The organism is Gordonia sp. GN26 (genome assembly GCF_054823965.1).
This window is the reverse complement of record NZ_JSYC01000113.1, coordinates 1-11,497: the sequence shown is the minus strand read 5'-3', so window position 1 is coordinate 11,497 and position 11,497 is coordinate 1. Positions and strand designations below refer to the sequence as shown.

The window sequence follows — 11,497 nt, the reverse complement described above, 5'->3', positions numbered from 1 at the left end:
GGCGAGCAGTACCCGGGCGAGCAGTTCCCGGGTGACGGCCCGGACGCTCCGGGACGCCACTCGCGCTGACCCTCACACCGACAGAGCCCCTGCCTCATCATCGAGGCGGGGGCTCTGTCGTTGGTCCAGTAGATGCGGAAGGTCGTGGCGGAGAGGCTCTTTCAGGTGGGGTCGGACCGTGGGTCCCAGTCAGCCCCTCGCACAATCCGATTCGCCGACGTCGGGTCCGTAAGCGATGCGCATGCTCTGATCCCCTTGAGTGCGTTGAGGATGCCCCAGTGGCCCTACGCGACCAACTGATTATTCCTGACTGGCAGACTTCGGCCGAGGTCTCTGTGTCGGATCTGAGGTCCAGCGGCGCAGCAACGCTCCGACGACGAACATCCTCGAGCTTCTGGCTCACACAAACACCGCGGGGTGGGAATCCGAAATCGGATTCCCACCCCGCGGTGGAATTGCTGTGTCAGCGAGTCGATCAGCCGATGCTGAACGGCTTGCCGTACAGAGTGATGACACCCTTCACGGCGTCGGTGCTGACGGTCACCTTGATCTTGGCCTTCGCCGAGGCGTAGCCCGCGCAGCCGTCCATGCCGAACTTCTCCTGGCTGTAGACGACGCCGCCGGACTTGCCCTTGAACGAGTACGAGTTGACCTTGTAGTCGCTGTACGCGGTGTCAGTGCCCGAGGTGGTCTCGATGATCGGGAAGTAGCTGGCCTGGCCCGGCCCGAGCGTGAAGCCCGCGCCTGCCTCGGCCGACGGTGCCGGATCACCACCGAAGTCCTGGCTGACGCCGGCGCCACCCTCCGCGCTGGCGCCGAAGTTGACCTGGCAGCCGACCAGGTAACCGGCGTTGACCGAGCCGCCCTCGGCCTTGCCACCGACGGTGACCTTGACCTTGCCCGAGACCCACACCTCACGGCTGGTCTGGACGTTGGTGACGGCACGCTGGACGTTGACGAACTCGTCGAAGAGCTGGACGGTGACGGGGGTGCCGTCGACCAGGGTGCGGGTGACGGTGCCGCCCGGCAGCGGACCTGCGGTGGCGCCACCAGCAGCCAAGCTGGTCAGCCCCATCGCGACGGCGCCGGTGAGACCGGCAGCCGCAACCACGCGACGCGTGATGTTCTTCTTCATGATTCCCCTTCGTGGAATATCAATCTGCGCTGGGCAGATAAGTCAGGAAGTGCTAGTTATCTGCGCCAGAGTCAGTTGAGGCTGAAGGGCTGGCCGTACAGGGTGGACTGGATGAGGGAGCCTTCACCGCTGACCTTGCCGTCGTCGGTGCTGTAGCCCTTGGCGCCGATCACCTTGGTGATGGTGCGCGCGGAGGCGTAGCCACCGCACTGCTGGACCGAGACCTCGAACTGCGACAGCTGGATCGCGGCCTGACCGTTGTCGGCGAGATCCTTGTCGGTGACGTCGACGATGGCGACCTGGCCCGGGGACAGCGGGATGCTGAGGGAACCGGTGGCGTCGACTCCGGTCAGAGAAATTCCGGCACCCAGTCCGCCGGACAGGCCGGTGATGTCGACCTGGCAGCCGACGAGCAGCTTGACGGCGAGGTTGCCGGAGACACCCTCGCTGGCCTTGGCCTGGTACACACCGGAGAGGACAGCGGAGCGGCCCGAACCGTTGTTCGCGACCGACGGGGCCGGGAGTGCGAACTCACCGGTGCGCCACGTCTGGATGGACTCGCCTTCGATGCCTGCGGCCTTCTTGTATCCGTTGGCCAGCTTTCCTGCTGCCGCATCACCGGCGCCCATGCCGGCCAGGCCCACGACCGCGGCCGAGGCGATCGCGACGGCGCCCGCGGCGCGGCGCAGCCCAAGCTTGCTGAACTTGCTCATTCGTTCCCTCTCACAGGATTCGGCTGTTACCCCGCGGAATGCATTCACATCCGCAAGTCATGACCCTCGACGTCGATGGGCTTCCACACAGTAACCACTAAGCACGCTCTTACGCATGTCTTAGCGGACGTTAAGAATCCATCGATTTCCTGGTCACTGCTGCGTTGTCCTTCGCGACAGATCGCAGGACTTCCCTCAGCCCCCGACACTGGGGCGCCGAGCGTTGTCGTCGCGAACGTTATCGGAGCGGTCTCAGAACGGGCAACAGCTGGACTCAGCCGTGTCACAAAGCTGCCTCGCACCATCACAAATGTCGAATACGCGATCTATCGCCGGAGCAAAGTTAACGACAGATAAACACCCTGATGCGGCTATGTGCGGGTTCTCGCATTTCACTCGTAATGAGGCGGACGCTGGGCCTCGAACCAATCCTGAGAGTGGCCTTGGTGATCTTCGCCACACTCATCCTTGGTGATCTCCGGCAGGTCGTCCCCGAAGACGGAATCGAGCTTCGCGCGCCGGGCAGCGCGACGTGCAGCGGCGTCATCGCTGCTGCTCATCGAAGGTTTTTCGGCGTCGCCTCGGTCACCCGTCATCGCAGAGAACGTCCTATTTCCAGTCGGTCGATCGTCCTTGTCGGCGCCGAGATCCCCAGCGCTGCTCTTGCTTTCCCGCCGCGCGACGCCGCAGGCACTCAGAACTCGCTGATCGACTCGATCACATACTTCGCGAGAGGCGCGGCCGTCGCCATTCCGTCGCGCACCGCGGCGCGGGAATTGGCCAAATTGACGACCAGGGTCTGCCCGGAGATTCCGGCCAGCCCGCGCGAAAGTCCACCGTCGGTGGCTCCGGCGGCGAGTCCGGAACTACGGATCGCTTCCTCGATGCCGCGAAGCCGGCGGTCGAGCAGCGGTTCGGTGGCCTCCGGGGTCACGTCCCGGGCGCCGACGCCCACGCCGCCCACCGACACCACCAGATCGACGCCACCGATCACGGCGGTGTTCAGAGCGTTCCGGATCTCCACCTCGTCGCCGGAGACGACGACGGCGGCGTCCACATGGAATCCCGCCTCCGCGAGGAGTTCACCGACGAGCGGGCCGAGCAGGCGCTGGTCCTCACCGTGTGCGGCCTCATCGTCGACGACGACGACCAGGGCCCGGCCGATCTCCTCGCCCTGCGGGCGGTGCGCGGCCTGCTCGTGGCGCGCGACGAACTCGCGCGCTGCGGCGTCGGCGGCGACCACATCGGCCGGATCGACCTGACCCCGATCACCCGCGAGTCGGACGTCCAGTGACTGCCCTTCTTCTACGGTGTCGCCGGAGACGGCGGTGCTTCCGGGAACGGTGGATCCGGCGTCAGACATGGCAGGCCCTTTCTCTTTCGTCTCGGACCGTCCGAGGGACGGTCGTGCGGGGCTGTGTGGTTGTGCTTGGTCGCGGCGGTGGCGCCGCGTGTCACTTCACCTCGAGCGTGCCCAGCTTGACCTGTGCGGTCTTGCTGTTCCCGCCGTCGGTGTAGGTCACCGTGACCGTGTCCCCCGGTGCATGTGACCGGATGGCCGCCACCAGCGCGTCTCCCGACGCGATCGGACGGTCGTCGACCTTGGTGATGACCGCGTTCCTCGGGATACCCGCGCCCGCCGCAGGTCCGCCCGGCGTCACATCGGTGACGACGGCGCCGGGCGCGTCGGAGTCACCGCTCGGGCGAACGGACACACCGATGTTGGCGTGCCTGGCCTTGCCCGTGGACTCGAGCTCCTTGGCCACGCGGATCGCCTGGTCGATGGGGATCGCGAACCCGAGTCCGATGCTGCCACCGGCCTGTTGCTCGCCTCCACCGAGGGTGGCGATGGCGGTGTTGATACCGATCAGCGCTCCCCTGGCGTTCACCAGCGCACCGCCCGAGTTACCGGGGTTGATCGCGGCGTCGGTCTGGATGGCGTCGATCACCGAGGTGGTGTTGGTGCCGGGATCACGGGAGGTCAGGACCGGTCGGTTGAGGGCACTGATGATGCCCGTGGTGACCGTTCCGGCGAGTCCGAGGGGCGAGCCGATGGCGATGACGTCCTGCCCGACCGCCAGGTTGTTCGAGTTGCCGACCGTGACCGGGGTCAGATCGTTCCGGTCGACCTTGATGACGGCGATGTCGGAGATCGGGTCGGCGCCGAGCACTCGGGCCGATGCGCGCGAACCGTCGGAGAAGTTGACCGCGACCTTGGCAGCGGGGCCATTGCCACCGGCGCTCACGACGTGGTTGTTGGTCATGATGACGCCGTCTTCGCTGAGGACGACACCTGATCCCGAACCCATGGCGCCGGCCGAGGCGACCTCGATGGAGACGACCGACGGGAGCACCCGGGAGGCCACCTCCTGGACCGAGCCCGCCGGGGCCTCGACGGGCTTGTTGTTGCCGTTCGCGTTGGGGTCGCCGCCGAGCGGACCACTGCTCGTGCTGATCGACGACCCGTCGGAGCCGTCGGCCAGCGTGTAGCCGATCGCCCCGCCCGCACCGCCGGCGACCAGGGCGACCACCAGAGCGCCCGCGCCGAGTGCGGCCAGGCGTCCGCCGCCGCCCTTCTTCGGGCTCTGCGGCGGCAGTTCGCCGCCGGGGCCGCCGAACGCGGGCCGCGCACCCGACTGCGGTCCGAAGGGGGCCGGACCGGGCTGCGAGTAGGCGCCCGCGCCGGGGCCGCCGTAGGGGCCCTGCGACGGAAGAGGGCTGGTTCCCGGGTTGCCGTACACCGACGTGGGCGCGTTGTTGCCGCCGTAACCGGGCTGGCCGCCCTGCGCGGGGAACGCTCCCGAGGCCGGGCCCTGGTGGGCCTGCTGGCCCGCCTCGTGCTGCCCCGGCCGGCCACCTCCGTACGGACCGCCACCTTGGGAACCGCCAGTCGTCATCTGTGTCTCTTCCTCGTCGTCTGACCGGCACCGTGCCGGCACGCTTCGTTTCCGTGCAGCGCCTTCGGTCAACCCTAGGGGATCGATCAGCAGGTCACACCGGGTAACCACACAGCTGTCGGTGATGTGGACGACGGCCGTCGTGACCCGCCGATGTACGGCGCTTCACCCTTACTGACGAATCACTTGCGGAGATGGTTCCGCGGGAGTTGCCCTACCCGGCAGAGTCATCCGGATGAGTGCGCCGCCGAGCGGCGAGGTGTCGGCGACGACCGTCCCCCCGTGACGTTCGACGACCTGCCGCACGATCGCCAGTCCCAGACCGGAACCCGGCATCGACCGCGACTGCGTCGAACGATAGAAGCGTTCGAAGACGAGACCGCGGTCCTCCTCGGGGATTCCGGGACCGGAGTCGGCGACGGTCAGTTGCGCGGTGGACATCCCCGTCTGTGTCAGCGCGACGGCCACCGAGGTGCCCGGCGGACTCCACTTCGCCGCGTTGTCCAGCACATTCAGCACCGCTCGGGACAGTCCGTGTTGTTCGCCGAAGATGTACCAGGGCGCCACGTCGAGTTCGAACTCGACGTCGTTGCGGCGGCGTCGAACACGCTCGAGGGCCTGCTCGACGATCTCGGCGAGATCGACCTCCTCGTAGACCACCTCGGGCGCGTCCTCCCGGGCCAGGTCGACGAGATCGCCGACCAGCGTCGACAATTCCTCGATCTGGGCCATCACGTCGGCACGCAGGTCGACCATGTCCTGTTCGGGCACGGCCGGTGCGCCCGGCCGGCTCGCCGCGATCAGCAGTTCGAGGTTGGTACGCAAAGAGGTCAACGGGGTTCGCAGTTCGTGCCCGGCGTCGGCGACGAGCCGCGCCTGCCGGTCCCGGGATTCGGCGAGTGCCCGGAGCATCGCGTTGAAACTCGCGGTGAGGTTGGCCAATTCGTCGTTGCCGGTCACCGGGATGGGGGTCAGGTCGTTCGTTCGCGCGACCCGTTCGACGGCCCGGTTGAGCCGGGCCACCGGTCTCAGCCCCGCCCGTCCGACCGTCGTACCGGCCAGAGCCGCCAAAGCCACTCCGCCGCAACCGACCACGAGCAGCACCCACGCCAGGCGTTTGAGCACGCGGTCGGTCTGGATCAGACTCTGCGCCAGGACGAGGGTGTTGCCGTCGTCGAGTTTGCGTGTCAGCACCCGCTGATTGCGGGTGGTGCGCAGACTCTGCGGATTCGTGCCGGGAACCAGTGGGGCGCGGATGATCTCACGTTCGGGGTCCTCGAACGGGACCTGCCCGATCAGATATGTCTGGCCGCTCGGCGTCACCAACGCGACCGAGATGTTGGTGGAGAACACGGTTCCCGCGACCAGCTGCTCGGGCTGGCTGCGGAGCACACCCGCACGCGCGAGGGCGGCCATGCCGTCGGCACGACTCTCCAGCTGCTGGTCGACCTCGTTGTACATCGCCCGGTACACGACAAAGTAGGCGGCCGCGGCCATCAGACTGACCGACACCAGCACGACCGTCGCCGACAGGATGGTGACGCGTGAACGTAGGGACACCGCCCGCGTCAGCGGCATCGGCGCCCGCATCTCCTTCTCCCCGGAAGCTCCGGAGCCGCCGGTGAGTACGCGCGTGAGCTGACCGCGCAAGCGCGAGAACGACGCCACTAGGGCGGGGTCTCCCGGAGCACGTATCCGACGCCGCGCACGGTGTGGATGAGTCGCGACTCCCCGTCGGCCTCGGTCTTGCGACGCAGGTAGCCGACGTAGACCTCGAGGGCGTTGCCCGAGGTCGGGAAGTCGTATCCCCACACCTCTTCGAGGATGCGGCTGCGGGACAGCACGCGGCGCGGATTGGCCATCAGCATCTCGAGCAGCGCGAACTCGGTGCGGGTGAGGCTGATCGACCGCTCGCCGCGGGTGACGTCGCGCGTCACCGGATCGAGGGAGAGGTCGGCGAAGGTGAGCGTCTCCGAGTCCGCGTCGTCGTCGGGGGCGGCCCGCCGCAACAACGCCCGCAGCCGTGCCAGCAGCTCTTCGAGCGCGAACGGTTTGGGCAGGTAGTCGTCGGCGCCGGCGTCGAGTCCCGAGACACGCTCGGAGACGGAGTCACGGGCGGTCAGGACCAGGATCGGCAGGTCGTCACCGGCGGAACGGAGTCGGCGGCACACCTCGAGGCCGTCGAGGCGCGGCATCATGACGTCGAGGATGACGACGTCGGGACGATCGGCGAGGATCTTCTCGAGTGCCTCGATGCCGTCGCCCGCGGTCTCGACGCTGTATCCGTTGAAGGTGAGCGACCGTCGCAACGACTCCCGGACCGCCCGGTCGTCGTCTACCACGAGGATGCGCATGGCATACAGTCTTATCCACCTCGGCTGAGATCCGCCTGAGCAACGCCGCAAACGGAACCATCCGGTCTCGGAATTGCTCGCGACCTGCCGTTTTCTCTTCCTTCACACCACCGGCAATCGACTGTGAGATCAAGTTGATAGCCGCGTAACGCCGGCCTTCGGGTTGCGAAACATCCGACTTAGACGCTGGAGAACGTGACCGCCTCCCCCACCACGCACCCCGTCATGCCCCCATCGGCCATGTCGCGGTCGGTGATGTCGCTGTGCGCCTACTGCGGCGTCGGCTGTGGCATGGAGATGCGGCTCGACGAGTCCGGCGGCCTCACCAAGACCGTCGGGCGCGCCGACCACCCCACGAATTTCGGACGGCTGTGCACCAAGGGGTCGACCACCGCCGACATGCTCGCCTCCGGCGGCCGGCTCGACGCTCCCCTCGTCCGTGACGACCGGGGCGGCCGGTTGCGTCGCGGCGATCTCGACACCGTCATCACCGACACGGCGCGAAGGCTGCGGGCCATCGTCGACGAGCACGGCCCCGATGCCGTGGCGCTCTACGTCTCCGGCCAGATGTCCCTCGAGGCGCAGTACCTGTCGAACAAACTGGCCAAGGGTTTCATCGGCACCAACCAGATCGAGTCGAACTCGCGGTTGTGCATGGCCAGCGCCGGCACGGGATACAAGCTCTCCCTGGGTTCCGACGGTCCGCCCGGGTCGTACCAGGACTTCGACCACGCCGACGTCTTCCTGGTCATAGGATCGAACATGGCCGACTGCCACCCCATCCTCTTCCTGCGGATGATGGACCGGGTCAAGGCGGGCGCCAAGCTGATCGTGGTCGACCCGCGACGCACCGCGACCGCGGACAAGGCCGACCTGTTCCTACAGATCGAGTCCGGCACCGACCTCGCCTTCCTGAACGGTCTGCTGCACCTGCTGATCACCGCCGGGCACACCGACGACGAGTTCATCGCGTCGTTCACCGACGGTTTCGAGCAGATGCCGGAGTTCGCGGCGCAGTATCCGCCGGAGGTCGTCGAATCCATCACCGGCATCGCCGCAGACGACCTGCGCGCCGCGGCGACGATGATCGGCGAGGCCGGTAACTGGATGAGCTGCTGGACAATGGGTCTCAACCAGTCGACGCACGGCACCTGGAACACCAACGCGCTCGTGAATCTGCATCTCGCCACGGGTGCCATCTGCCGTCTCGGTAGCGGACCGTTCTCGCTGACCGGCCAACCGAATGCGATGGGCGGCCGCGAGATGGGTTACATGGGACCGGGATTGCCGGGCCAGCGTTCGGTGCTGTCCGAGGCGGACCGCACGTTCGTGGAGACCGCGTGGGGCATCCCGCCCGGCACGCTGCGCACCGACGTCGGCGGTGGCACCGTCGACATGTTCCGCAAGATGGCCGACGGCGACATCAAGGCCTGCTGGATCATCTGCACCAATCCCGTTGCCTCGGTGGGTAATCGCAAGACCGTCATCGAAGGTCTCGAACGCGCCGATCTTGTCGTCACCCAGGACGCCTTCGTCGAGACCGAGACCAACCAGTACGCCGACGTCGTGCTACCGGCCGCGCTGTGGTCGGAATCGACCGGGATCATGGTGAATTCGGAGCGCAACCTCACCCTGTTCGAACCCGCTCTCGGCGCCCCCGGACAGGCGATCCCGGACTGGGAGATCATCGCGCGCATCGCATCCGAGATGGGGTACGCGGACGCGTTCACCTACTCGAGCGCCGAGGAGATCTTCGACGAGATCAAGCAGTTCGACAATCCGAACACCGGTTACGACCTGCGGGGCGTCACGTACGACGGACTGCGCCGAACCCCGATGCAGTGGCCGTGCCCGCCGTCGTCCGACGGGGCCGACCTTCTTGCCGACGGTGCTCGTAACCCGATTCGGTACCTGAACGACGGCCGGAGTCAGACCCTGCACCGCCTCGAGGACGGGACCGTGCCTCGGCTGGCGTTCGCCACACCCACGCGCCGCGCACAATTCTTCGCACGGCCCCACCTCGACGCCGATGAGTTGCCGGATGACGACTATCCGTTCCTGCTCAACACCGGTCGGTTGCCGCATCAGTGGCACACGATGACCAAGACCGGCCGGGTCGCCAAGCTGAACAAACTCAACCCCGAGCCGTTCGTCGAACTCCATCCCGAGGATGCCGAGCGGTTGGGCATCGGCGCGAAGGACAAGGTCGAGGTGGCCTCCCGTCGCGGGCGAGCGGTGTTGCCCGCCAAGATCTCCGACCGGGTACGCCCCGGCAACTGCTTCGTGCCGTTCCACTGGAACGACGTCTTCGGCGAGCACCTCTCCATCAACGCCGTGACGTCGGACGCGGTGGACCCGCTGTCCCAGCAGCCGGAACTCAAGGTGTGCGCCGTGACATTGACCAAGGTCCCCGGGGCGCCGGCTGTTACGTTGCCGGACACTCACTCTTCCGAGTTGGCTGTCGCACTGGGTGTTTCGGAGGTCGGCGTGCCGGAGCCGTCCCCGGCGGAGCAGCTGTATCTGGCAGGGTTGGCCGCGGGTGTCTCGGCTGCTGGTGTTTCGGGAACCCCTTCCGGTGTTCCCACGATCCCGGCCGACGCACCGCTGCGCGCGGAGGTCCGACTGTGGGCGTCGGGTCTGCTGGCCGGAATGTACTCGCGCGCCGATGCCGCGACGCCACCTGCGCCGTCGTCGGAGTCCGATGCTTCGACCAGCACGATCACCGTGCTGTGGGCGTCCCAGATGGGCAACGCGGAGGAACTGGCCACCGAGACCGCCGAGCGGATGAAGGCGAACGGTCTCCGGGTCGACGCGAAGTCGATGGACGAGGTCGAGGTCGGCGACCTGCGAGGTACCGCACTGTTCGTCACGTCCACCACCGGCGACGGCGATCCGCCGGACAACGGTTCGGCGTTCTGGGACGCGCTGAACGGCGCCGAGGCACCCGATCTCTCCGGAGTCGACTACGCGGTGCTCGCCCTCGGCGATTCGAACTACGACGACTTCTGCGGCCACGGACGCAAACTCGACGAACGGATCGGGCAGCTCGGCGGTCGTCGGATAGTCGACCGGGTCGATTGCGAACCCGACTTCGAGGAGACGGCCGGGGGCTGGCTCAACGACGTGATCCGCGCGATAAGCATCGGTAACCGCGCGCCGATTTCCGGCGTGACCGACGATCGGGTCACCGTGGTCAGCGAGCCCGCCGACTCCGCAGCCGCCCCGTCGGTACGCACCGCGCCCGCCTACTCCCGCAAGAAGCCGCTGGTCACCTCGCTGGTGCGCAATGTGAAGCTGAACGCCGAAGGCTCGCAGAAGGACGTGCGCAACTTCGGGTTCCGGCTGCCCGCGGACACTCTGACCTACCAGGCCGGCGATGCGCTCGGCGTGTGGCCGTTGAACAATCCGACCCTCATCGAGGAGTTCCTCGACCGCACCGGACTCGACGGCGGACGCACGGTGACGGTCGGCGGCGACGACATGCCCCTGCACCAGGCGCTGCGCGAACGGCTCGAGTTCGCGCGGGTCACACCCGACCTCGTCCGATTCATCGGTGAGCGTTCGGGTTCCGACGACCTGAAATCCCTGGTGACGGCGGGCAACAAGTCTGTGTTCAACGACTGGTCCTGGGGTCGGCAATCGGTGGATGTCCTCGCCGAGCACCCGATCCACGCCGACGTCGACGAATGGCTCCAGGCCCTCAAACCGCTGGCCCCGCGGTCGTATTCGATCTCATCGAGCCCGCTGGAGAGCCCCGAGGAGGTGCAGCTGACCGTGAACGCGGTGCGCTACAACCGATGCGGCGTCCAGCGCGGCGGCGTGTGCTCGACCTTCCTCGCAGACCACGCCGAGGACACCGAGGTCGGCGTCTTCGTCACCTCGACCACACACTTCCGCCCGCCCGCCGATCCCGACACCCCGATGATCATGATCGGCCCCGGCACCGGCATCGCCCCGTTCCGCGGTTTCCTCCGCGAACGGGAAGCGTTGGGCCACAACGGCAAGAACTGGCTGTTCTTCGGCGAACAGTATTCGGCCACCGACTTCTACTATCGCGACGAGCTGACGACGATGCTCGGTGACGGGCTCCTGACCCGCCTCGACGTCGCCTTCTCCCGCGACCAGGACCGCAAGATCTACGTCCAGGACCGCATGGTGGAACACGGCGAAGAGCTGTACCAGTGGCTGCACGACGGCGCCCACGTCTACGTGTGCGGTGACGCCACCCGGATGGCCAAGGACGTCGACGCGACCCTGAAAGGAATTGTCGCGCAGTATGGTCGTCGCTCCCCCGCGAGCGCCGAGGCCTACGTCAAGGCCCTGGCCGCCGACAAGCGGTACGTGCGCGACGTCTACTGAGACCCGGCGCGCTGCCCGAGGTGCGAGGAGCGTAAGCGA

General features: G+C 67.2%; 8 protein-coding genes. 1 reads left to right on the top strand and 7 read right to left on the bottom strand.

Annotated elements, in window-relative coordinates; genetic code table 11:
* Positions 1 to 475 precede the first annotated feature (475 nt).
* From OK17_RS18710 to OK17_RS18680, 7 genes are all read right to left on the bottom strand, one after another.
* The gene (locus OK17_RS18710; protein ID WP_461418360.1) at positions 476 to 1,135 is read right to left on the bottom strand and encodes an MspA family porin; all 660 of its coding nucleotides are present in this window, start codon (positions 1,133 to 1,135) and stop codon (positions 476 to 478) included.
* A gap of 71 nt (positions 1,136 to 1,206) precedes the next feature.
* Positions 1,207 to 1,848, bottom strand: coding sequence for an MspA family porin (locus OK17_RS18705; RefSeq protein ID WP_119031648.1), 642 nt, complete (start codon positions 1,846 to 1,848; stop codon positions 1,207 to 1,209).
* 392 nt (positions 1,849 to 2,240) lie between these two features.
* Entirely contained in the window at positions 2,241 to 2,408 is a 168-nt protein-coding gene (locus tag OK17_RS18700) for a hypothetical protein (protein WP_461418359.1), read from the bottom strand.
* Between the two features lie 134 nt (positions 2,409 to 2,542).
* Entirely contained in the window at positions 2,543 to 3,211 is a 669-nt protein-coding gene (locus OK17_RS18695; RefSeq protein WP_119031646.1) for a MogA/MoaB family molybdenum cofactor biosynthesis protein, read from the bottom strand.
* A 91-nt stretch (positions 3,212 to 3,302) separates the two neighbouring features.
* Entirely contained in the window at positions 3,303 to 4,745 is a 1,443-nt protein-coding gene (locus OK17_RS18690) for a S1C family serine protease (protein ID WP_461418358.1), read from the bottom strand.
* Positions 4,746 to 4,916: 171 nt separating this feature from the next.
* A complete protein-coding gene (locus tag OK17_RS18685) occupies positions 4,917 to 6,413 on the bottom strand; it encodes a HAMP domain-containing sensor histidine kinase (protein ID WP_119031644.1) in 1,497 nt (498 codons plus the stop codon).
* Positions 6,413 to 7,099 carry a response regulator transcription factor gene (locus OK17_RS18680; RefSeq protein ID WP_006867746.1) on the bottom strand — a complete coding sequence of 229 codons (687 nt, stop codon included), beginning with the start codon at positions 7,097 to 7,099 and terminating at the stop codon, positions 6,413 to 6,415. Before OK17_RS18680 ends, OK17_RS18685 begins: the two co-directional genes overlap by 1 nt.
* A gap of 255 nt (positions 7,100 to 7,354) precedes the next feature.
* On the opposite strand from OK17_RS18680, the gene OK17_RS18675 reads away from it, so the two are divergent.
* Positions 7,355 to 11,458: a molybdopterin-dependent oxidoreductase gene (locus tag OK17_RS18675; RefSeq protein WP_461418361.1), complete on the top strand. Its 4,104-nt coding sequence runs from the start codon at positions 7,355 to 7,357 to the stop codon at positions 11,456 to 11,458.
* The last annotated feature ends 39 nt before the right edge of the window (positions 11,459 to 11,497 follow it).